This window comes from Marinobacter aromaticivorans, assembly GCF_002806975.1.
GTDB classification, from domain to species: Bacteria; Pseudomonadota; Gammaproteobacteria; order Pseudomonadales; family Oleiphilaceae; genus Marinobacter; species Marinobacter aromaticivorans.
Map to the genome: position 1 here is coordinate 59467 of NZ_NIHD01000010.1, position 22768 is coordinate 82234.

At 56.4% G+C, this 22768-nt stretch carries 16 protein-coding genes and 2 pseudogenes; 15 read left to right on the top strand and 3 right to left on the bottom strand.

The genetic code is table 11. The features are described 5' to 3' along the window. The first annotated feature begins 1 nt into the window (after nucleotide 1). The 9 genes from CDH48_RS14440 (at nucleotide 2) to CDH48_RS14475 (ending at nucleotide 11123) form a co-directional block, all read left to right on the top strand. Nucleotides 2-772 (top strand): phage tail tube protein, encoded by a 771-nt coding sequence (locus CDH48_RS14440; protein WP_100689447.1) that lies wholly within the window; start codon nucleotides 2-4, stop codon nucleotides 770-772. A gap of 21 nt (nucleotides 773-793) precedes the next feature. Continuing rightward, entirely contained in the window at nucleotides 794-3718 is a 2925-nt protein-coding gene (locus CDH48_RS14445) for a phage tail length tape measure family protein (RefSeq protein ID WP_100689448.1), read from the top strand. Further along, nucleotides 3715-4104, top strand: coding sequence for a hypothetical protein (locus CDH48_RS14450; RefSeq protein WP_100689449.1), 390 nt, complete (start codon nucleotides 3715-3717; stop codon nucleotides 4102-4104). The genes CDH48_RS14445 and CDH48_RS14450 overlap by 4 nt, the downstream gene beginning before the upstream one ends. Before the next feature lie 3 nt (nucleotides 4105-4107). Then, the gene (locus tag CDH48_RS19225; RefSeq protein ID WP_198515508.1) at nucleotides 4108-5871 is read left to right on the top strand and encodes a hypothetical protein; all 1764 of its coding nucleotides are present in this window, start codon (nucleotides 4108-4110) and stop codon (nucleotides 5869-5871) included. Nucleotides 5872-5880: 9 nt separating this feature from the next. Continuing rightward, nucleotides 5881-7467, top strand: coding sequence for a hypothetical protein (locus CDH48_RS19230; protein ID WP_198515509.1), 1587 nt, complete (start codon nucleotides 5881-5883; stop codon nucleotides 7465-7467). Nucleotides 7468-7475: 8 nt separating this feature from the next. Further along, nucleotides 7476-7946, top strand: coding sequence for a hypothetical protein (locus CDH48_RS14460; RefSeq protein ID WP_100689450.1), 471 nt, complete (start codon nucleotides 7476-7478; stop codon nucleotides 7944-7946). Nucleotides 7947-7948: 2 nt separating this feature from the next. After that, a complete protein-coding gene (locus CDH48_RS14465) occupies nucleotides 7949-8689 on the top strand; it encodes an Lcl domain-containing protein (protein ID WP_100689451.1) in 741 nt (246 codons plus the stop codon). A gap of 144 nt (nucleotides 8690-8833) precedes the next feature. Beyond that, nucleotides 8834-10909: a hypothetical protein gene (locus CDH48_RS14470; RefSeq protein ID WP_100689452.1), complete on the top strand. Its 2076-nt coding sequence runs from the start codon at nucleotides 8834-8836 to the stop codon at nucleotides 10907-10909. Then, nucleotides 10902-11123: a hypothetical protein gene (locus CDH48_RS14475; protein WP_100689453.1), complete on the top strand. Its 222-nt coding sequence runs from the start codon at nucleotides 10902-10904 to the stop codon at nucleotides 11121-11123. Before CDH48_RS14470 ends, CDH48_RS14475 begins: the two co-directional genes overlap by 8 nt. On the opposite strand, the gene CDH48_RS14480 is transcribed toward CDH48_RS14475, so the two are convergent. Then, a complete protein-coding gene (locus CDH48_RS14480; protein WP_157807842.1) occupies nucleotides 11120-11596 on the bottom strand; it encodes a DUF4124 domain-containing protein in 477 nt (158 codons plus the stop codon). The genes CDH48_RS14475 and CDH48_RS14480 overlap by 4 nt on opposite strands. Nucleotides 11597-12342: 746 nt before the next feature. On the opposite strand from CDH48_RS14480, the gene CDH48_RS14485 reads away from it, so the two are divergent. From CDH48_RS14485 to CDH48_RS19590, 4 genes and pseudogenes are all read left to right on the top strand, one after another. Next, on the top strand, nucleotides 12343-14127 hold the full coding sequence (locus CDH48_RS14485; RefSeq protein WP_100689455.1) for a class I SAM-dependent DNA methyltransferase: 1785 nt from the start codon (nucleotides 12343-12345) through the stop codon (nucleotides 14125-14127). Then, the gene (locus CDH48_RS14490; RefSeq protein WP_100689456.1) at nucleotides 14117-15472 is read left to right on the top strand and encodes a restriction endonuclease subunit S; all 1356 of its coding nucleotides are present in this window, start codon (nucleotides 14117-14119) and stop codon (nucleotides 15470-15472) included. The genes CDH48_RS14485 and CDH48_RS14490 overlap by 11 nt, the downstream gene beginning before the upstream one ends. 643 nt (nucleotides 15473-16115) lie before the next feature. Then, nucleotides 16116-16277: pseudogene (locus tag CDH48_RS19585) on the top strand (DUF4268 domain-containing protein); the annotation flags it as partial. Nucleotides 16278-16375: 98 nt separating this feature from the next. Continuing rightward, nucleotides 16376-16513: pseudogene (locus CDH48_RS19590) on the top strand (DUF4268 domain-containing protein); the annotation flags it as partial. A gap of 371 nt (nucleotides 16514-16884) precedes the next feature. Here the strand turns inward: CDH48_RS19590 and CDH48_RS14500 are convergent. Further along, complete coding sequence (locus tag CDH48_RS14500; protein WP_100689457.1) at nucleotides 16885-17451, bottom strand: PIN domain-containing protein; 567 nt, start codon at nucleotides 17449-17451, stop codon at nucleotides 16885-16887. Between the two features lie 6 nt (nucleotides 17452-17457). Then, a complete protein-coding gene (locus CDH48_RS14505) occupies nucleotides 17458-17910 on the bottom strand; it encodes a helix-turn-helix domain-containing protein (protein ID WP_100689458.1) in 453 nt (150 codons plus the stop codon). Nucleotides 17911-18131: 221 nt separating this feature from the next. Between CDH48_RS14505 and CDH48_RS14510 the strand changes: the two genes are divergently transcribed. Together CDH48_RS14510 and CDH48_RS14515 are read left to right on the top strand one after the other, a co-directional pair. Continuing rightward, nucleotides 18132-21311: a type I restriction endonuclease subunit R gene (locus CDH48_RS14510; protein ID WP_100689459.1), complete on the top strand. Its 3180-nt coding sequence runs from the start codon at nucleotides 18132-18134 to the stop codon at nucleotides 21309-21311. A 342-nt stretch (nucleotides 21312-21653) separates the two neighbouring features. Further along, a complete protein-coding gene (locus CDH48_RS14515; protein ID WP_100689460.1) occupies nucleotides 21654-22721 on the top strand; it encodes an alpha/beta hydrolase in 1068 nt (355 codons plus the stop codon). Nucleotides 22722-22768: the final 47 nt, after the last annotated feature.

Sequence of the window (22768 nt, forward strand, 5' to 3'; positions counted from 1 at the left end):
CATGGCATTAGTTTCCGAAACTCGCGGCTACAAAGGCCGTGGCCGCTTTATCCTCCGCCCCCTTGGTGGTGGCCGTCCATTTGAGCTTGGTAACGTGACCGGGTTCAGCGAATCCATTGAAATCGACCGCCAGGCCCGTCAGGACTACACCACTGCAGCCGGTGGCGAGTTGGACGTAAACGAAAACGTATCCACGTTTACCTTCGAGGCCACCTGCAACGACATCACTCCCAAGAACTTGGCTGCCGCGTTCCTGGCAAATTCTGAGTTGCTGGGTGACCAAGCTATCACCGGCGAAACCGTAAGTGTCTGGAGCGGCACCCGTGTAGGTTTCAAATACCTGCCTGATCCAGATCAAACCGTAACGGTTGAAACTACCGATGGTTCACCTGTGACTCTGGTAGAGGGTACCGACTACGACCGCACTCCCCACGGCATCCGCATCAAAGATGCGCCTACCAACATCACTTTTGCCACTCTGGACGAAGAGCTACAGGTCACCGTCAGCTACAACCGAAACCCGCAGTATCTGATCCAAGCTCTGGCGGCTGCTCAGCAAACCTATGAGTTGCGCTGGGAAGGCCTGAACGCGGTAGACGGTGGCAACCCGATGAGCGCTACCTATTTCCGCGTCAAACTGTCGCCCACCTCTGGCTTCCAGCGCCACGGTGGTGATGACTTCGCAGAGCTCGCGCTATCCGGAACTGTACTGGCGGACGAAACCCGCACAGGTGCCGGGCTGAGCCGTTTTGTCGAAATGGCAATGATCTAAGCCGGGAGGCGCTGCAGCAACATGGCCGGAGGAAACGACGAGCGCGTCAATCTATTGATTTCAGCCCTGGTGGACGGCCTCGAAAACGTGGCCGCCCTCTCAGGCGAGCTGAAAGAACTGGAAAAATCCGGCAAGGAGCAGGTTGAGGACAACACCAAAGACCTGCGCGAAGGCGCTGATGAAACCAAGGGGGTCATGGAAGGCCTTCGCGCCAACATCGGAAAAGTGGTTGCTGCAGGCGCAGCGCTCGGCGGTATTGCGGCAACCCTTAAATCCGTAAGCAGCGAAGCGGCTGCTTATGAAACCCGGATGAAAAAGCTGGAAGCCGTTGTTAACGCAACAGGCGGTGCAGCCGGTTATACAGCAGAGGAAATCCGTAGCCTATCCCAAGAGCTTGCGCTGGCAACGCTTGGCAGCGTTGAAGAATTTGAAGACGCCAGCGCTGCTCTGCTCACCTTCAAAAGTATTTCCGGAGAAGCCTTCGGCCAGGCTCTGGAGCTATCCAAAGACCTGGCTGAAGTCATGGGCGGTGATGCCGGCTCTGCTGCCCGGCAGCTTGGCCGCGCCCTGGAAGATCCCGCTCAAGGGCTCAACATGCTGCGTCGTTCTGGCGTGTCGTTTACCGATGCCCAGCGCGATGTCATCAACAGCCTGATGGAAACCGGCGAAGTCGCCGAAGCTCAAAAGATCATCCTTGAGCAGGTGGCCGCCCAGGTTGGCGGCGTTGCCCGCTCTATGGCAGACGGAACGCTGGATGGCGCCCTGGACACCTTGGGGCAGCGCTTTGAAGAGCTGAAAGTAAAGTCCGGCGAAGCCATTAATCCAGCTTTGGTGCAGCTGACCAACCAGCTTACCGGCGTACTGGAATCTCTGGCGGCAAACATCGAGGAGATCAAGCAAGGCGCAGAGATTGTTGGCTCCGTGGCCCTGACTGCCTTTGCCGTAAAAATGGCCGGTGCGGTGGCGACAGCAAACGTGAGCCTGACTGCTATGTCGGCTCGCCTGCTGGCCATGCCTGCCCAGATCAACGCGGCAGCAGCCAGCATGTCACGCCTGCAAAAATCCGTTGCCCTGGTTGGCAGCGCCTTTGTCGGCTGGCAGGTTGGCACCTACCTGAAAGATGAGTTTGTCGAGATAGAGCGCGCCGGCATAGCTTTGGCTGGCGGACTTACAAAAATGGCAGAGCGAGCGCGCTTTGCATTTGAGGTTTTAAACACGCCGGTCGATAGCAACACCCTGGAAAACATCAGCGCCGCATATGACCGCATGCAGGAAAAGCTGATTGAGATCGATAACACCTACGCCGATATGTTTGCTAATGCCGGCAAGGCTGCGGAATCACAAAAGAAGCTTGGCAAAGAGGGCGAGGACGCCGGCGAAAAACTCAAAAAAGGCGGTGACAAAGGCGCAGGCGGGCTCTCCGATCTTGAGAAAGAGGCGCAGAAAGCCAAGTTGTCGGTAATTGCACTCAACAAAGACCTGGGAAAACTTGGCCTTGATCCAGAGAAATACCGGTCCGGCCTGTCCACTATCGAAAGCGAAACCATCTCTACGTTTCAGAAAATCGTTAGCAGCACTCAGGCGTCCGGCAAACAAATAGCAGACTCATTTACCCAGTCGTTGTCTCGCGTCAGTGTCGATGCCATCCCACAGCTAACAACCAGCTTGAAGCAGGCGATGGATGATGGGCGTATTTCCGTTGAGCAATTTCAGAAGGCCAGCGAAGAAGCCGCTGATACATTCCAAACAAAATTCTCAGAGGCCATTGAAGCGGCCAATACCAAAGAAGGCCTGGCAGAGCTCCGAGAAAAGATTGAAGGCCTGAAGGATGCTGGCGAGATTGGAGCCGCAGGGGCCAACAAAGCGCTAGAAACAATTCGTAAGAAAGCCCTCGCCCTCGACGGCATTACGATTGACGTTGGCCTCAAGGACATCGCAAAAGATGCCGAGGAAGCCGGTGATGCAATTGACGATGTCGCGGACAAAGCTAAAAAAGCAAAAGAAGAAGCCGCAAAAGCACGCGATGAGTTCCGCGCAGCATGGGGGGACGCCTTCGGTGCCGCCCTAACCGCCGCCCGCACCGGCGTAACCCAGCTCAGCGCCGCTGCTCGAAACATGTTCGAGACCAAGATCAAGAGCAATGCGTTTGTAGAAGAGACTGTAAACCTACGCGAGCAGCTGGAAAAAACCACCGAGCAAGTGCAAAAGCTGGCAAAAGCCCAGCGCGCCACTATGAGCACCAAGCTTTCAGGCTGGTTCACAGACATTGCTCTCGCGGCTGCTGAGGTGAAAAAAGAGTATTACGAGCAGGCCATTGCACTGGAATCCTTAACCCAAAAAATGAACGCCGGCCAGCTCAGCATGCAAGACCTGGACTACTGGGCCGCCCGTGCAGACAGCAAATTCAACCTGCTCGACAAACAAACTCTCTCCGGTCTGCAAGGAGCAATCGATCAGGCCCGCAGCAAAATCGAAAGCCTGGAAAGCTCCGCCGAATCCACACTCAATTCGTTGAGTCAGAGGCTGGCGGAAATCCAGGGCGACACCGAACGCGCCCAGCAGCTGCAGTACGAAGCGGAAAAGAAGCGCCTAATCGAGCTCCAAAAGCAGGCCGCGCAAGAAGGTGCCGACAACGCCGCTGCAGACTACGGCAAGGCGCTCCAGCAACTCGAAAAAATCAACGCTATTGAGCAAAAAAGCCGTCGCGAAGCTGAAAACGAGCGCGAAAAAGAGGCGGCAGACCGCCAGGCTAGGCAGGAGCAGGCAGAGCGCGAGCGGCAGCAGTTCGAGCGCCAGCGTAGCCAAACCACAACATCGTCCCAAGCCCGCACCGAAACCGTCAAAACCGTCAACGTAAACCTTGGCGGGCGGATGGTGCGAGTGATCGCCGGCGACGAAGACAATCTCATTCGAGCACTGGAAAACGCACGGAGTACCGCGCTGTGAGTATCACGCTATCAGACGGCACCAACACCATAGAGCTGCCGCCAGAAATGAACTGGTCAGACCGTATATGGTCGCCAGTGGCCCAGAGCTTTACCCGGGGCCTAACCGGCAAGCCGATCATCATGTCAGATGCCAGCCAGTTCGGGCGCCCTATCACATTGGAGCCCCCCGGCTGGATGCTGGCAACCCTGGAGCCGCAGATCATCACCTGGCACAACACGCTGGAGCAAAAGCTCACGCTGAACTTCCACGGCGAAACTCATACCGTCCAGTTCCGCCACCACGATGGCCCCGGCTACGAAAGCACCCCAGTGCGCTATGTGATCGCGCCCGGCCCAGACCACAAAGTTATCCCCACATTCCGTTTCATCACCGTGGAGCCGTAACCCATGCCCATACAAGAACAGAACATTAAATTCCTGAAGTCGCAGGTGATGGGCGATGTGCCAGAGGGCGGCGGTGCAGCAACCGGTACCGAAATCCCTGATGGGGTGATGAACAACGTGTTCGAGGACATCAGCGACCTTGATCGCGCCATGGGTCGCTTCAACCTCCGCAAGCTGTTTCTTGCCGTCCGCACCCTGAGCACGGACCTGTTCGGTGGCGCGAAAACCGTTGTAACAGCCCTGCCCGAAGACGGCGCCATTGGCTACACCCTGTTTTCCACAAATGATCCGTTCGATACCCGGGAGCAGGCAGCCAGTCGGGTTGAAGCGTACCTGTTCAAAGGCCCCATGTGGCACGGCGCGCTATATGAAAACCACATAGAAGGCATGCGACAAATAAGAGTCATCCAACGCGAGGGCTCAGAGCTGCCGCCCCGAGGCCGCACACTAACGCTTGTGCAGAACGAAGGTTTGCCCGATGAAAAAGAGCAGTACGTACGCATAACGGAGGTAGAGGCCACGCTTCGGGTGTTCACTGACCCCTCATCCGGCAAAGATTTTGTTCGACTGATTGTCTCCATGGATCTATCCGATGCCCTCCGATTTGATTTTTCAGGGCATACGCCAAACATTGGCGATAATTACAACTACACAAATGGCGCTCGCCTTCGGGACACAACAGTAGCCGACGCGACAAGATATTTTGGGGCCCAAAAAACAGTTGCCGCTGCAGGCATTGGCGATAAAACAATCCGTACACAAAGCATGTTTACCCAGCTTGTCCCGGCCGCCCAGTCCGAAGAGCCTTTGGCCAACCAGCCGCTAAACCCTTCGCTGATCCAAACCATTGAGGCTGGCGCTCGCACAGTAGAGGTGCCCCAGCAAGCGCACACCCTGGCCCGTGACGTAACCCCGGAAAACCGCCGATATAACTGGATAGAGACCCTTGCCCCCGTGCCCGGCCCAGGCGCCTACAGCATCAGCTATATGGCCCAAGGCAACTGGTACACATTAGTCGATGACGGCGAAGGCGTGATAAGCGGTTCAGACCCCGGATTCGGCAGCGGAACCATTGATTATGTGACGGGTAACACCAGCGTTACACTCGGCGCCCTGCCAGACGCAGGAAGCCAAATCATCCACATATACGGCTCCCGCGTGCATTATGAAGTGCGCTCCGGCGCAGACTCTCTGGCTGTTGATCGCGTAGCAGTACCAATCAATCTCAATCACAACCCGGTAATTGCTAGCAGCCTCAGCATGACCTGGCCCGCCGGCGCCGACACACTAACGGCGACCGTGGACGCAACCGGCACCGTAACGGGCGCCGCAACCGGGCATATCGACCCAGGCAGCGGCGAGGGAGAAATCTATTTAACCAGGCTCCCAAACCGCGGCAGCGATCTGGCTATTAGTTACAACTGGTACGAGGCGGACGATCCCGGGCAAAGCGTATACAAGCGTGACCAGCCAGTACCCACCGGCAGCACCATAACGCTGCCAGATATACCAAAGCCCGACAGTCTGGCGCTTGAGCTCACAGTTACGGATCCCAAGAGTCGCGCCGATATCACGGTAATTGCCCGGGATAAAGCCGGCATCCTTACCGTACCCCCGCAGTTGGCAAAAAACTCAAGCTATCACCAGGTCGAAACTGAGCAAGCCATCGGCACAGTGAACGGCGCAACGGTCACTATCTCAACAATGGATATCCAGGTTAAGCGCAACATCTGGCTTGGCTTTGGATACGCATCTGCAAGCGCATAAGGGGCAATCATGCAAATCGACATCACCAAAGACGCGCTCGCCAGCTATGTAGTTGATGGCGTGACTTCTACCAGCCAGCCGGGGAGCACGATAGCGCCCCTGGACGAGCTGCAAGTTAGGCTGGCCCCGGGAATCACAGACGGCATAGTTCCGGATTCCGTGCGCTTCACTCTCGGCGGAAAAAGCTACGACGACCGGGCTGGCGGGATAGTCACCGACATAAACCCACAAACCGAAAGCGGGCTGGCGGCTGGCGTCATCGATTACGATGGCCGGCAAGCAACCATTAGCTTCTGGGAAGACGGCGAAAACACTGCTTTAAACGTAACCAGCCTGCTGACAATTTACGGCCAGTGGACGGCAACAGAAGGCTTTTTCCGCACAGCCAGCGCCCCACTCAAACCAGAGTCGCTACAGATCACCGGCGCCGCGGAAAACGGCACTCAGGTAGTTGCTACAGCGGATCAAAACGGCGAATTTACCCACGAGTGGTGCCAAGGCACCGTAAACTACACCTTCGGCACCGCCGCGGTAAGGTTCGGAAAGCTGGTGCCAGACGCCAGCCTAAGCCCCGAAGAAAAAGCAGAGCCCTGGTATGACGCCAACAACGTAGACGGCAGCGGAAACATCTACAAGCCCTTACCTATGGTGACCAGCAGCTTGCGCTACAACGCCGTAGCCTTTACCTACCTGCCACTGGACGCCAGCATAGTCGGCATCGATGCCGTGCGACTGCCCGCCGATGGCCGGGTGCCCATCTATCGCCCCGGCGATGTGGTTATGGTCATGCACCCACAAGACACAGCGCCACAAACCGTGGCCGCCGGCGACACCATCGCCACCCGCCCGAGGGTGGCATGGGTGCGCGTGATCGACGCCAACGGCGACAGCGTAACCGAGGGCTACAGCCTCGACCGCGCCACCGGCACAGTTACGTTTGACGATGTCACTGGCGTAGCCATGCCCGTAACCGTACGTCACACCGTGGGCGACTTGAGGTTGGTGGTGGATGTGCAAATCACCGGTGAAATCCAGCTATCCCGCGAACTGACCCACGACTACCCGGCCAATGAATCCATCGTCGCCAGCTGCTTGATACACGGCGACCGCCGCGCCCGAGTGGCTGCCACCTGGGATCAGAAAAATTGGGATGGATCGTGGAGCGACGCAATCAAGGGCGATGAAGCCACCGCAACGCTCAACCTGATCGACCACCCCATCACCGTCACCAACGAGGGGTGCGACACCGACCGCTGGCTACTCCGCTGCACCAACGCCAGCAGCAACAACTGGGAGCTCATCAGCGAGCGCCGAGGGCTTGTATGGCGCGGCGTTTACACCCAAAACGGTGACGACATAGCGCCCATCAACCCCCGCACCCGGGGTGAGCAAGGCCAAGGCGGAACGCCCTACATGGTCATCCCGGCAGCGGCCAACGGAGGCGGCTGGGAAACCGGCAACGTGGTGCGCATCAACACCGTGGGCGCCATTGCCGACTTCTGGATTGCTCGAGCTATACAGCAGTCCGAAGAGCCGTTGGACGATGGTGCAGACGGCTGTGAAATCTACGCCCTGGGCAACATAGATAGGCCATAGGAGGCAGTATGGACATATCACCAGCCCACGAAGCCGCGCGGGTGGAAGCCAGCCGCCTGCCGGCGCTTTACGCCAGCCTGGAGCTGCTAAAACAGCCCGACCCACAGGCCGCCCCGGCTACCCTGGAAATCTACGGCACGCCCCGCCCAGTGGCCGGCGACCCGCCCGGCGGCGCGCCCATCGTAACGCTGGAGCTTATACGCACCGCCGGCACCATCGATGACGAGCTGATCGAAATGCGCCTGGCCGTACCCATATCCGCCCAGATAGCCGGCGCAGACCCGGCCACCGGCACCATTCCAGAATGGGGCCGCATAAAACAGCCGGACGGCGCCTGGTGGTCAGACTGCAGCGTGAGCGTAGATGGCGGCACTGGTGAGCTACAGATGCCGCAAACTGGCACCGAGGGCGGAAGCCCCGTGGCCCGGCTTTTTAACGGGGCCACCGCACTAATCTCATCCGCAGTTTTCAGGGGGTAATCATGCAAATAACCGGCAACGCAACCACGGCAAGCGGTGACCCCGCGGACTTTGTGCGCATATTCTCCTGGCCAGATCAGGAGCTGGTCAGCACCGCCGTGCCTGCCGCAAACGGCGACTGGGCAGCAGAAATAGCAGCGACTGGCGACTACGGTATCACCTACATAGCCGCCGGCTGCCAGCCCATCACTCACGGCCCCTACTTTATCGAAGCTGGCGGAGCCTCTGACCCGCTACCGACGGTTATCGGCGAGGCCGCCGCTGGCGGATTTTACGCCGGCGATATCGAGGATGGCGGCAAATGGTACAAGTTGATTGTGGCAGATATAGAGGCCGATGTTTACGGCCTGAAGTGGATGGATCCACGAGGCGATTGGCCTCAGGCTGAGAGCAACACCGATGGCCCAGGCAACACGCTATCAATGGCTGGCGATGCCCGGTTTGAAGCCGGCAACCACTGCCTGGATTATCGCGGGGGCGGCTTTGATGATTGGTACATGCCGGCCCGTAGCGAGCTGCAGGTGATCTACGAAAATCTTGGGCATAACAAGACACCGCCAGTAGGATTTGAAAGCGGAAGCGCCCAGGCCTTTAGCTCCTCGGATTACTACTGGTGCTCGACGCAGTACTCGTCCGACAGCGCGTGGCGCCGCAGGTTCAGCGATGGCGACGAGGGCAACAGCTACAAGAACAGCACGAGCAGACGCGTGCGCCCCGTCCGCAGATTAGAATTTACCCCTTAATAATTTTCAGCAAGGGCTGTTATTTTGAGTAAAGTCAAAAAGTTACCGATATATCGCGCAGGCTACAGCCTAGTGATATTAGCAATGAAAGAAACAAAACAGTTTTCGTGGGATATGCGGCCCAAATAAACGAGAAATATAGTGATGTATGAGCCAAGCCCGCTGGAAGCGCCGGTAGCACTCCCTGGCAACTACACTCCGCCAGACATCCAGGAGCCCGTAGTTCTGTGCCAGCCTGCCACGGAAGGCCCGGTAGCGCTTGATCCTGTCATTTTGGCATTGGGCTATACGCCACCACCACTGACAGAGCCGGTGTTTCTGTGCGTAGATGTCAGCCGCCTAAGTGCAAGCCTGCCGCCGCCGGCGCCCGCTCTGCTCTCGTTTTCGGCCGCTGGCAGTCAGGCATACAGGGCGCATATAGACGCCGCCATTGCAGCGCCCACACTGCCAGTGTTGAGCCTGCAGGCCACCGCCCTCATGGCTTCCAGCCTGGCCTCCGTGGTCGCACCACCGCAGGCACCAGGGCTTACACTGCAGTCGTCGCTAAAGCAAAATCTGGATCTGCCGGATAACTCCGCAAAGCGCGTGAGCGAGCGCTACAAAACAAGCTCGCCAAAAACCGTTACCCCGCTGCAACTGCTCAACAACGACGGAAATCAGATCAGCGTGCCGCTGGCGCATCCGCACCAGCACGGGATAAGCCTGGGCAAATCGCTAACCGCCCCGGCATCCGAAATGATCCGGTACCAGGCCAGCGCCAGGCAATCGCATCAGCACGGGATACCGCTCACCGCCCGCACCGACGCCCAGCACGCTGAAGCCATCCGTTATCGAGCCAGCGCCCGAACCCGGCACACCCACGGCATAAAGCGCCACGGCAGCGCCGGCATCCCGCATGCGGAATACATGCGCCAGCGCGACAGCCTGAGAATGGCAGAGCAGCAGGCGGTGCCGGCAACCAAAGGCCTTAGCGTTGGCAGCAAAAATGCCTGGCCCACCGGCACCCGGCTAGAAATACGCTGGCAGCATGCCGCCAAGCCAGCGCCCGGCTACTGGTGGCCCGACTGGGCAGACGAGTACACCCCTCCGGGCTTTGTAATCGCTATACCCTGCGCCGGCTACCAGCCCCGCCCGCTCCGGTGCGAGGTTGTGCTGGGCACCGGCTATCCACCCCAGCCACCTTGCCCGACCGAGCCCGGCCAAGACACAATCATCATCCCCGTTCGGGAGGCATACCACGTGATAAACGAACTAACCCTGACAGAGCTAAACGGCACCCCCGTAGCCGCCGAAGATTTTTCAGCCAGCATCGATGCAGACTCATGGACCTGGAGCTGGTCAACCCGGATTCCGGCCTCAGCTTTGTCGCAAGTGCGCCCAGACAGCAGCACTCGCGTTGAGCTGATCGCAACAATCAACGGCGAGCCCCTGCGCGTACTGGTCGAAAATATCCAGCGGGAGCGGCGATTTGGTGAGTCATGGTTGCGAGTATCAGGCCGTGGCCGCGCCGCGTTTCTGGCGGAACCGCTGGCCCCGGTGATCCAGTACACCAACGATACCCCGCTCACAGCACAGCAAGCGCTGAACGCTGCCATGACAGTGAACGGCATACCCATCGGCTGGACACTGGATTGGCAGATAGAGGATTGGCAGATACCGGCGGGAATCTGGTCACACAGTGGCACCTGGATCGATGCCGCCAAGCGAATTGCCGAAGCGGGCGGCGCATACGTGCAGAGCCACTATACTGACCAGGTGTTGCGCATCCTGCCCAGATATCCGACCGCCCCCTGGAATTGGTCAAGCGCGGTACCGGACATTGCGCTGCCGGAGGACGTTGTCGAAGTAGAGGGTATAGAGTGGCAAGAGAAACCTGACTACAACGCGGTCTATGTCCACGGCGGCGATCAGGGTCGCGCAGATAGAATCATTGTCGGCACCAGCGGCGGCACCAACCCCGCGCCAACAATCGTTGACGAGCTAGCAACAGACCCAGCCATGACACGCCAACGCGGGCTTGCTTTGCTGGGCGACACCGGAAAGCAGGCAAGCATCAGCCTACGCCTGCCCGTATTGCCAGAAACCGGCATGATTCGTCCGGGCACATTGGTAGAGTATCTGGAGCAGGGCAACACCCGGCGCGGCCTAGTGCGCAGCCTCAGCATCAGCCACAGCCGCCCCGAACTCTGGCAAACCATTGGAGTAGAAACCCATGAGTAACCTGTATAAGCGCCTGCTTGGAATACTGCCTTCAGAACCGAGGGACAAAGGCCAGGTGATTGCAGTTAATCCAGATGGGGCAACCGTGGAGCTAGTGACCGGCGCTCGTGTGCGAGTGCGAGGGGATGCGCAAGTGGGGGATCATGTATTCATCCGGGGCCGGCAGATCGAGGGGCCAGCCCCGGCGTTGAGCGGGGTGGATCAAACGGTTTAGTCCCGCCCCAGAAGCTGGTCGCGCTCTTTATTGAGTCGATCGATCTGGCGGTCAGCAGTGTCGATTTCAGATTGGTACCGCTGCCGCTGTACTTCCGCACCCTCAGCCAGCGAACCCTCCCAGACCGCCCCGGCGATGTTGTTGTTCGCGCGCGCCCGGTCCCTGTCAAACTGCCTCAGAGCTGCATTCATATCACTGCGCGCACGTACCTTTCGCCGCTCCAAATCTCGTATTTCATTGGCTATTGCATGCAGCCGCCGGTCCACCTCCCGCTGCTTCATAAAGTCCTGGGCACCCTCGCTGACCATCGATCCGCCCTGTGACTTCGGAGCTCGCACCTCGATCTTTTGCGCATCGTCGCCGCATGGCTGGTCAGAAAAAACGGTCTGACCGTTAACTTTGCATTGGTATACCGCACCATGGCTGATTGCTGGCGCGGTGATTGCGATTAGTAATAGCGTCCTTTTGAGCATGTTATCCTCCTTTGATCGATACCTTAGCGCAGACCATAAAGCGCCGCTGTTAAAGACTGTAAAATAGCGCGACATTAGCGTGCTGATAAATTATGCCTGCGGGCATTTTGTGGCCACACCTTAGACATTGTTAGACATCTATAGACATTTGTGGGCGAGAACGTACAATCCAGCACTATATAAATCATGGCCTTACGTTAGCTGGCAGCACTCATAATGCTGGGGTCGGGCTCTCCGGCCTCAGCAATTCCCTGCCCCAACCCTTGCCAATATCCAATCCAAAACCGTAATGTAACCCTTTGATCTATAAGGGCCGTAATTCCCTATTTTCTACCCATGGCAGAAGGCAGGTTTTCATTGTATTTCATGACCTTACTGGCAGTGTCATCCATACATGGGGTGCAAGGGGTCGTAGGTTCAAATCCTACCGTCCCGACCAGAATTCCAAAAAAATCCAATCACTTGACGGTGGTTGGATTTTTTTATGCCTGAAGCCTTTTCGGGAATTCCATTTTGCCCCACTTTTGCCCCACCAATAAAAGAAAGTCGCCTGAATCAAATTTTTCAACTGCACCCGCACCTTGCCTTCCCCCAACAACTAAAGTAAAACCAAGCCATTCGAGTGGTTAGCAAGCCCCCATCCTAACCCGTACCAAAAGGCACGCACCGACACATCTTGTCGCTGGGTGCTTTTACGCTATGCCAGCAGCCAAAAAGCATTTACTTTGGAAAGGACATATCCGGTAATGAACAACCCCGAACAACAGTTCCTCAAAGCCCTCGACGATAAACTCTGGAAATCCGCCGACAAGCTGCGCGCCAACCTGGACGCCGCCAACTACAAGCACGTCGTGCTCGGCCTGATCTTCCTGAAATACGTATCCGATGCCTTCGAGGAGCGCCAGGACGAACTGCTGGAACTATTCAAAACCGACAGCGACGACAACATCTACTATCTGCCCCGGGACGATTTCAACAACGAAGATGAATACCAAAATGCGCTGAGCGACGAGCTGGAAGTATTGGATTACTACCGCGAAGCCAACGTGTTCTGGGTGCCCAAAGCCGCCCGCTGGAACACCCTGAAAGAAAAAGCCGTACTGCCCGTGGGCACCGTGCTCTGGCAAGACGAAGCCGGTAATGACGTTAAATTGCGCTCCGTCTCCTGGCTGATCGACAACGCCCTGGAAGAGATTGAAAAGCACAACAAAAAACTCAAAGGCATTCTTAACCGCATCAGCCAGTATCAGCTGGACAACGACAAGCTGCTGGGCTTAATCAACACGTTCTCCGACACCTCCTTCACCAAGCCGGTGTTGGATGGCGAGAAGCTGAACCTGCAAAGCAAAGACATCCTCGGCCATGTATACGAATACTTCCTGGGCCAGTTCGCCCTGGCCGAAGGCAAGCAGGGTGGCCAGTATTACACCCCAAAAAGCATCGTGACCCTGATTGTGGAAATGTTGCAGCCGTACTCAGGCCGGGTGTACGACCCCGCCATGGGCTCTGGCGGTTTCTTTGTTTCCAGTGACAAGTTCATTGAAGAACACGCCAGCGAGCAGCATTACGATGCCGCCGAGCAGAAAAAGCACATCTCTGTGTATGGTCAGGAGTCTAACCCCACCACCTGGAAGCTGGCGGCCATGAACATGGCTATCCGGGGTATCGACTTCAACTTTGGCAAGAAAAACGCCGATACCTTTCTGGACGATCAGCACCCCGACCTGCGCGCCGACTTTGTAATGGCCAACCCGCCGTTCAATATTAAGGACTGGTGGAGCGAATCCCTGGCCGACGATGTGCGCTGGAAGTACGGCACCCCGCCCAAAGGCAACGCGAACTTTGGCTGGCTGCAACACATGCTTCACCACCTGGCACCCACCGGCAGCATGGCTCTGCTGTTGGCCAACGGCTCCATGAGCTCCAACACCAACAACGAAGGCGAAATCCGCAAGCGCTTGGTAGAAGAAGACCTGGTGGAATGCATGGTCGCCCTGCCCGGCCAGCTGTTCACCAACACCCAAATCCCGGCTTGTATCTGGTTTCTGACCAAAGACAAATCCGGCCATGCCCCCCTCTCCCCTCGCGGGATAGGGGCCGGGGGTGAGGGGGTAAAACGCGATCGCCAGAAAGAACTCCTGTTTATCGACGCCCGCAACCTGGGCTTTATGCGCGACCGGGTACTGCGGGACTTCACCGTTGAGGACATCGCCAAAATCGCCGACACCTTCCACGCCTGGCAGCAATCTTCTCCCTCTCCCCTTGCGGGAGAGGGTCGGGGAGAGGGGGAAAGCGGCTACAGTGACATCGCCGGCTTCTGCAAATCCGCCAGCCTGGACGAAATCAAGAAACACGATTTTGTTCTGACACCAGGGCGTTATGTGGGCGCGCAGGAGCAGGAAGACGACGGCGAGCCATTTGCCGAGAAGATGGCGAGGTTGACCGGGCAGTTGCGGGAGCAGTTTGCTGAGAGTGACCGGCTGGAGACTGAGATCAAGCGGAATCTTGGGAGGCTGGGGTATGAGTACTGAGCTCATTTCTGCGCAATTATCAGAATATCTTCGATTCAAAAATGGCAAGTCTTCGCCTGATCGAGACGACGACGCACCGTTTCCAGTTTACGGGTCCAATGGACTCATAGGGCATGCAGACAAGATTAACTCTGACCAGAACACGATTATTATCGGACGTGTCGGGAGTTATTGCGGGAGTGTCCATTTTTCTGATAAGCCCTGCTGGGTATCGGATAATGCGATCATTTGTACCAGCAAGAACCCTGAAGATAGCTTGTTCTGGTATTACTTTCTGACATTCTCAGACTTAAACCAATATCGATCAGGCTCAGGACAACCGCTTCTCAATCAAGGCACACTTAACTCAATCTCGTGCGAGGTTCCACGGGCGCTTACTGAGAGAGTCCGTATTGGCGAACTTCTCGCCTCATTCGACAAAAAACAGGGACTCAACCACCAAATCAACCAAACCCTCGAACAGATGGCCCAGGCCATCTTCAAAAGCTGGTTTGTCGATTTCGAGCCGGTCAAAGCCAAGATCGCCGCACTGGAAGCCGGCGGCAGCGAGGAAGACGCCCTGCTCGCCGCCATGCAGGCCATTTCCGGCAAAGGCGAAGCGGAGCTAACCCGCCTCCAGGCCGAACAGCCCGAACAATACGCCGAACTCCGCGCCACCGCCGAGCTGTTTCCGTCGGCCATGCAGGATAGTGAGCTGGGAGAGATTCCGGAGGGGTGGAGAGTTAGTCACATTGGCGATGAGGTAACGGTTGTAGGTGGTGGGACTCCATCTACCAAAAACCCAGACTTCTGGGAGAGTGGCGAGATCAACTGGACTTCTCCGAAAGACCTATCAAATCTATCAGACAAGGTTCTCGTCAAAACCGAGCGCAAAGTAACTGAAGCAGGTCTTGCGAAGATTAGCTCTGGCCTGTTGCCAGTTGATACTGTGCTGATGTCATCACGGGCACCAGTTGGGTATCTGGCCCTCGCTAAGATACCCGTAGCCGTAAACCAAGGCTATATTGCGATGAAATGCGAAAAGGCTCTAAGCCCCGAGTTCGTTATTCAGTGGTGCGCGGCACACATGGACGAAATCAAAAGCAGGGCCAGCGGCACCACCTTCGCAGAGATTAGTAAAAAGAACTTCAAAATTATACCGCTAGTTATGCCTCAAGAATCACTGATTTCGGCTTACTCAAAACAAGTATCTTCGCTCTACGAAGCTATTGAGAATAACGTCAGGGAGTCGGATACCCTCGCAACACTGCGGGATTCCTTGCTACCCAAACTCCTCTCAGGCGAACTCTCGGTTACAGCTGCAGAGAATCAAATAGCAGAAGCCGCGGAGCCCGCCGATGTTTAAAATCAATCCCACCTCCAACCGCATCATCCCGCTAGAAGCCAAACGCTTCACCGAACTGGGTTTCACCGAACGCAAGCACCTGCAGGAATGGCTGGAAAACTACCCGCAAGCGCTGGCGCAAGGCGACGGCGAAGAGCTGTTGATAATCCAGAAGGAATTCGACGGCTTTGACGACACCCGCGAGCGACTGGATTTACTGGCTATCGATAAGGACGGCAATCTGGTCATTATCGAAAACAAACTCGACGACAGCGGCCGTGATGTGGTGTGGCAGGCGCTGAAATATGCCAGCTACTGCGCCAATCTGAAAAAACAGCAGGTGGTGGAGATTTTTCAGCGCTACCTCAACCAGAAAGCCCAAACCGAAGGCGGCGAGCCCGCCGATGCGGAGAAGCTGCTGCTGGAGTTTCTGCAGGCCGATGACCTGCCATCGGTTCAACTCAATACCCTGAAAAGCCAGCGCCTGATTCTGGTGGCCGCTCACTACCGCAAGGAAGTCACCAACACCGTGCTCTGGCTGAGCCAGTTCGGTGTCGACTGCCAGTGCTTTAAGGTGACGCCCTGGCAGGCCGGTGAAGAGCTGTTCCTGAATGTGGAGCAGATTATCCCCACGCCGGAAGCCTCTGACTTCATGATTGGTATGATGGCCAAGGAAGCTGAGGAAAAGAGCGCCAGCCAAGAACAAAGCCACCGGCACACACTACGCCAAGCATTTTGGGAACAGGCCCTGAAGGCCCTCAACCACAGCAGCTGCTCTTTGTTCAGCAATATCAGTCCTTCCAAAGATCACTGGCTGAGCGCTGGCTCCGGCGTCAGCTCCATGGCCTACCAGCTGATTTTCGGTAAAAGCGAAATACGGGTGGAGTTTTATATGTCCCGCGCTCAAGCGAGGCCAACCAGTTCGTGTTTGATCGACTGGCTGAGCAGAAGCAACGGATTGAAGCCACTTTTGGCGCAGAACTTACCTGGCAACCGCTGCCCAACCGCAAAGCCTGCCGAATTCTGTACGCTAAACCCGTGGACGGGTACGACAAGAACAACTGGCCAGAAATGATTCAGTGGCTGGTTAACCACATGATTTCGATGGAACAAGCGCTGAGCGGGCCGCTGGAGAAGATCAAGCAAGAACTGAAATACACCGACCTGAACAAAGAGCTGACTCAAGACACTGAATAGCTCCGAGTCCCCTGATCATGTTGAGCTTCAAACGCAGCGTGAGGCTCAAGAAATTACCAGTATGCAAAAAATGCATACCGCTAATATTGGACATGCCGAGAATTGCTAAAGAACTCTTAGCAGTTCAGTTGTTGCAAATTTTGCACATACTGCCAATGCCAAGGTGGCAGGAGCTATCCGGCATTTCCGGATAGTTTAAATCAAGAGTTGCAGATGCTCCGTTCTGGAACTCTTGATTAAAGAAAATCCGCAAACTCCCGAAGCTTTGAAACCGTTTGAGGCAACTGCTGCTTTTGCAGCGTTGCCAAAAACGTATCAACACTAAGCTGCGGATTCTTAAGCGCTGAACGCTGCGCCTGAAAAGCGCGGAAACACAATGTGGGTGCCATGTCGATCTGGTAAAGAATAAAGTCGTCCGGGTGAATTACTTCAATGTCGTACTGGTCAAGCGCTGCTTCGGGAAAATCTTTCTGGTTGAAGGTAACAATGGCGTTGGCGTTACAACGAATGGCCGCTGCCAGCACGTGGCGATCATCTGGGTCTGGAAGTTCCAGCCCCTCTATTAAGGGCTCGTACCCATACACTTTTGCATCGCGCACATGCCGGTCCATCAGCTCCCTCGCCCGCGTCAGGCTTTCCGGCGAGTGCTTTTTGGTTCTCAGCAGCGCATTAATCCATTCATCGTGGATATGATCCGTCCAGTGCGCCTTGAACAAGTCCGTCAATGCCAGGCGCATCAGCGCATCTCGCAAGGGCGCGGGATACAGCACACAGGCATCGTAAACGACGGCAAACTTGCTCATTTCCTGTTAGTACCCCATTCCTTCATCTTGGGAAAGTTCCGCCAATTCATCCAGCGCTGAGTGCCGTTGGCGGTCTACCTGCTCCTTGTAGCTCAATACGTCTTGCAACTTTACTCGCCGGTGAGCCCCCACCTTTCGAAACGGAATATCTCCTGCCTCCAGCAACTTCACGAGGAAGGGACGGCTAACATTCAATAGGTTGGCCGCGTCCTGTGTGCTGATTTCCTGATGATAGGGGATAAGACTGATGGCATTGCCCTGCGACACCTCCGCCAGCACATCCAACAGTATTTGCAGCACATGCCCCGGTAACACCAACTCGTCGGCCTCGCCGTTGCTGCCACGCAGCGAGAGCTGTACCCGGTCCACATCCGTGTACTTGGACAAGGTGCGGCTGGAAACTTTGGCCTGTTCAACCTCTGCCGCCGTTGGCAAATGCACAATTTTTTGAGCAGACATAGCGTCCTCCTGATATGCAAATGACAACTGTCTGGCCATACATTATGCCGCCCAAACGAAATAAACGAAACTAACGAAATAGACGATTTTGTTATAAGTAGGTGCAAGCTGTAGCTGTTTAGCCAGCTATCGACCATAATTTGACCTAGCTTATTGGAATTGCATGTATTTTCTTAAGCAATCAATCTTTGATGTATCCGATGAAAGTAAGGGAGTACGGGGTGACCGAAGATCAGTTGGAAAAACAATGCCTGGAATGGTTCGCCGAAGGTGGCTGGGAGATTGGCCATGGGCCAGACATAGCGCCAGACGGTGAAGCCCCGGAGCGGGCCGACTACCGGCAGGTATTGTTGCTGGCGGATCTTGAGGCTGCGATACAGCGCATCAATCCTCATCTGCCCCAAAGCGCCGTTGAACAGGCTGTGGCCGTGGTGCGCAAGCCGGAAAGCCTGGATGTGGTGATCAGCAACCGGGCTTTTCACCGCCTGCTGCTGGATGGCGTGCCGGTTGACTACAAACTGCCCAGAGCCTCCGATGACGAGAGCGACAAGGTGGTTCACGACCAGGCCTTTCTGGTGGATTTTGGTGATCTTGCCGCCAACCGTTTCCGAGCCATCAATCAGTTTACGATCGAAGGTTCCAAGCAGCTGCGCCGACCTGACATTGTTTGCTTTATCAACGGCCTGCCGCTGGCGGTGCTGGAGCTGAAAAGCCCCGGTGCCGAGAATGTGAATATCTGGGATGCCTACAACCAGATCCAGACCTACAAAGACGAAGTGCCCGAACTATTCGCCTACAACGAGGCCGCCATCATCAGTGACGGCTACCTGGCCCGGGTAGGCTCGCTTACCGCCACCCAGGAGCGCTACATGCCCTGGCGCACCATCAAGCATGAGGACGACAAGCCGCTGCTGGAATGGCAACTGGAAACCATGGTGCGGGGCTTCTTCGATCGGGAACTGTTTCTGGATTACATTCGCTACTTCGTGATTTTCGAGACGGATTCCGACAAGCTGATCAAGAAGATTGCCGGCTATCACCAGTTCCACGCGGTGCGCGAAGCGGTTAAAGCCACGGTGATTGCGGCGCAAGCGCCGGAGCATGGCCACTGGGCGAAAGAGAAGCGCGCCACCTATGGCGACGAAGTTCTGCCGGGCAGCAAGAAGGCCGGTGTAGTCTGGCACACCCAGGGCTCCGGCAAGAGTATTTCCATGTGCTGTTACGCCGGCAAGCTGCTGCAACAACCAGAGATGAACAACCCCACGCTGATTGTGGTCACCGACCGCAACGATCTGGACGGCCAGCTGTTCGCCACCTTCAGCGCAGCAAAGGAGTTGCTGAAGCAGGAGCCAGTGCAAGCCGATGATCGTGACACCTTGCGTCGGCTGCTGTCGGAACGAGAGTCCGGCGGCATCATCTTCACCACAGTTCAGAAGTTCGCCCTACTGAACGATGAAACCGGCCACCCGGTGCTTAACGACCGCCACAACATCGTGGTGATTTCAGACGAGGCTCACCGTAGCCAGTACGGCCTGAAAGCGACTCTCAAGAAAGACGGCATCTACAAATTCGGCTACGCCCGCCACATGCGCGATGCCGTGCCCAATGCCTCGTTCATCGGCTTTACCGGCACCCCCATCGAAAGCGAAGACAAAGACACACGCGCCGTATTCGGTGATTACGTGTCTATTTACGATATCCAGGACGCCGTGGACGATGGCGCGACCGTGCCTATTTTCTACGAATCCCGCCTGGCCAAGCTGGACATTAACCGCGACCTGATCGAGGAGCTGTCTGATCAGGTGGAGGAAGTGGTTGAAGACGACGAAGACCTTGGCAGTCGCGAGAAAACCAAAGGCGAATGGAGCCGGCTGGAGAAGCTGGTTGGTGCCGGCCCGCGCCTGAAGCAGGTGGCGGAAGACCTGGTAAACCACTTTGAAACCCGCTCCAGCACCATCGATGGCAAGGCAATGATCGTGGCCATGAGTCGGGAGATTGCGGTTCACCTGTATAACGAGATTGTCGCCTTGCGCCCGCAGTGGCACGACGACGATCCGGAAAAAGGCGCCATCAAGATAGTAATGACCGGCTCGGCATCTGATCGGGCCCTTCTGCAACCTCACATCTACAACAAGCAAACCAAGAAGCGCTTTGAAAAGCGCTTCAAAGATATGAACGACCCGCTCAAGCTGGTGATTGTGCGGGATATGTGGCTCACCGGCTTCGATGCGCCCTGCTGCCATACTATGTACGTGGACAAACCCATGAAGGGCCATAATCTGATGCAGGCCATTGCCCGGGTGAACCGCGTGTTCAAAGACAAACCCGGCGGGCTGGTGGTGGATTACATCGGCATTGCCAACGAGCTTAAACAGGCCCTTAAAACCTATACCGACGCTAAGGGCAAGGGCTCACCCACCCATAGCGCCGAGGAAGCCTACGCCTTTCTGCTGGAAAAGCTGGACATCATTCACGGGCTGTTCGCACCCGGCCCAAAGAACACAGGCTTTGACTACAGCGGTTTTGAAAGCGAACCCCATAAGCTTCTGGTACCCACTGCCAACTACGTACTGGGCCTGGAGGACGGCAAAAAACGCTTTTTAGACACGGTGCTGGCCATGAACAAGGCTTTCTCCCTGTGCGCCACCCTGGATGAGGCCCAGGCACTGCAGAAAGAAGTCGCCTTTCTGTCGCAGGTGAAAACGGCCATCACCAAATTTACCAGCGTGGACAAGAAGCTGACCGAAGAAGAAAAGAACACCGCCCTCAAGCAGATTCTGGACAACGCCCTGGTGGCCGAGGGTGTCACCGACGTGTTCGCCCTGTGCGGTCTGGATAAGCCCAACATCGGCCTGCTCTCTGACGAGTTTCTGGAAGACGTTCGGCAAATGCCCTACAAGAACTTTGCCGTGGAGCTGCTGGAAAAGCTGCTGAAAGACGACATCAAAGCCAAAACCCGCAACAACGTGGTGCAGGAGAAGAAATACGCCGACCGCCTGCAGGAGACACTGCGCAAGTACAACAACCGGGGCATTGAAACTGCTCAGGTGATCGAAGAACTGATCGCCATGGCCAAACAGTTTCAGGCGGAAGTAGAGCGTGATGAAGCGCTCGGCCTCAACCCGGACGAAGTAGCCTTCTACGATGCCCTGGCCAGCAACGAAAGCGCCGTGCGGGAGCTGGGCGACGAGACTCTAAAGAAGATCGCCGTCGAGATTACCGACAAGCTGCGCAAATCCACCACCGTGGACTGGCAGGTGCGGGAAAGCGTGCGGGCCAAGCTGCGGATTCTGGTGCGGCGGACCTTGCAGCGTTACAAGTACCCACCCGATAGGGCGCCGGCTGCGATTGAGCTGATTATGCATCAGGCGGAAGCGCTGTCTAACCATTGGACGCAGTAATGATTGGGAAGCTATCCGAACCCCAGCTGAGCTTTTCTAGGCTTCGGAAGCTTCAAATTTGCTTGTCGCGCCCGTCTCTCTGGTGTCCAGCCGTTCGCCATGATGTTCTTCCAATAGTTCGTTTGGCGCTTATCGTTTTTCCCGCGTGCGCGCGGGTTGCGCTTCGTTGTTAACCTGTACCTGGCTGCCGATGCTGGCCTGCTGAACGAAGGTCACTCTCTCCGGTTTTTTGTTATACACACTTGGAAAGTAGCCACACAATAGTAGTGTTAAATTATTCGACGCCTGTGCAACATGGCAGCCCAAGCATAAGCTGCGCTTAAAACTGCGCGAGGATTACACATGATTTTCGGAATCGCCTGGTTCGCAATGCTGTGGTTTGGCCTGATAATTCTCGCGCTGCTGGCCTCAATGGTATTTTTGCGGCGCCGGAAACGCGATGCCAGTGATGCGGTTCGAGAAGCGCCGGGCATTTCGGAACAAAACCAGGCCCGCCAGCAAGTACTTCAAAAAGTTCAGGGAATGCACGCCGCAACCGAAGGTCTCCAGGGTCGGGCCCGAATAAAGGCGTTGCGGCACTACATGGATACCCTGAGCGACGGTATTGAACTCATCTCGGAAATCCGCCCTCCAGCAAGTAACGGCCCCAAGGGCGAATGGGTGATTGCCCCCGGTTCAGAACCCAACCGCCGGATTCTTTATATTCACGGTGGTTCCTGGATCGCCGGCAGCCCCAAAAGCCATCGCACCATCACTGACCGGTTATCCAGGCTGGCCAATGCCTGCGTATTTGCCGTTGATTACCGACTCATGCCGGAAAACCGGTATCTGGATGGCATTATCGACTGCCAGCAGGCTTACCGCTGGATACTCGACAACGGCCCGGACGGCAAGGCACCGGCCAATTTTGTGGTGGTCGCCGGGGACTCCGCAGGCGGCAGTCACACCCTGGGGCTGATTGCCTGGGTACGAGACCAGGGGCTGCAACCACCGAATGCCGCTATTGCCCTGTCGCCTTCTACCGAACTCATGCTCACGTCCCTAGGCAAGCGACCCAACCTGAAAAACGATGTCATGCTGGGCCCAACCGTTGAGAAACTGGCACGGATTCCCCTGCCTCTTTTATGGTGGGGAACGGTTTTGGGCTTTCGGACATTGCCCTCCAACCCAATGGCATCGCCTCTGCGGGGCGACCTCCACAACCTCCCGCCAACACTGGTTCACGTGAGCGAATCGGAGCTACTGCTGGAAAACGCTCAACGGTATGTTGCAAAAGCACAAGCGGCTGGCTCGCCGGTGGAAATACAAACCTGGCCCGATATGGTTCATGTGTGGCATCTGTTCACACCCCTGTTACCGGAGGCAGAAGCAGCGTTTGAGCATATCGGGGAGTTTCTTGCGCGAGTGTAAACAGATGCCCGGGAACACGTAAACGTTCAATCTGCACCTGGCACGCC

Excerpts from the sequence above, each read along its gene's own strand:
- CDH48_RS14440 (WP_100689447.1), top strand. The coding sequence starts at position 2 with ATGGCATTAGTTTCCGAAACTCGCGGCTACAAAGGCCGTGGCCGCTTT.
- CDH48_RS14445 (WP_100689448.1), top strand. The coding sequence starts at position 794 with ATGGCCGGAGGAAACGACGAGCGCGTCAATCTATTGATTTCAGCCCTG.
- CDH48_RS19225 (WP_198515508.1), top strand. The coding sequence starts at position 4,108 with ATGCCCATACAAGAACAGAACATTAAATTCCTGAAGTCGCAGGTGATG.
- CDH48_RS19230 (WP_198515509.1), top strand. The coding sequence starts at position 5,881 with ATGCAAATCGACATCACCAAAGACGCGCTCGCCAGCTATGTAGTTGAT.
- CDH48_RS14460 (WP_100689450.1), top strand. The coding sequence starts at position 7,476 with ATGGACATATCACCAGCCCACGAAGCCGCGCGGGTGGAAGCCAGCCGC.
- CDH48_RS14465 (WP_100689451.1), top strand. The coding sequence starts at position 7,949 with ATGCAAATAACCGGCAACGCAACCACGGCAAGCGGTGACCCCGCGGAC.
- CDH48_RS14470 (WP_100689452.1), top strand. The coding sequence starts at position 8,834 with ATGTATGAGCCAAGCCCGCTGGAAGCGCCGGTAGCACTCCCTGGCAAC.
- CDH48_RS14475 (WP_100689453.1), top strand. The coding sequence starts at position 10,902 with ATGAGTAACCTGTATAAGCGCCTGCTTGGAATACTGCCTTCAGAACCG.
- CDH48_RS14480 (WP_157807842.1), bottom strand. The coding sequence starts at position 11,596 with ATGCTCAAAAGGACGCTATTACTAATCGCAATCACCGCGCCAGCAATC.
- CDH48_RS14485 (WP_100689455.1), top strand. The coding sequence starts at position 12,343 with ATGAACAACCCCGAACAACAGTTCCTCAAAGCCCTCGACGATAAACTC.
- CDH48_RS14490 (WP_100689456.1), top strand. The coding sequence starts at position 14,117 with ATGAGTACTGAGCTCATTTCTGCGCAATTATCAGAATATCTTCGATTC.
- CDH48_RS14500 (WP_100689457.1), bottom strand. The coding sequence starts at position 17,451 with ATGAGCAAGTTTGCCGTCGTTTACGATGCCTGTGTGCTGTATCCCGCG.
- CDH48_RS14505 (WP_100689458.1), bottom strand. The coding sequence starts at position 17,910 with ATGTCTGCTCAAAAAATTGTGCATTTGCCAACGGCGGCAGAGGTTGAA.
- CDH48_RS14515 (WP_100689460.1), top strand. The coding sequence starts at position 21,654 with ATGATTTTCGGAATCGCCTGGTTCGCAATGCTGTGGTTTGGCCTGATA.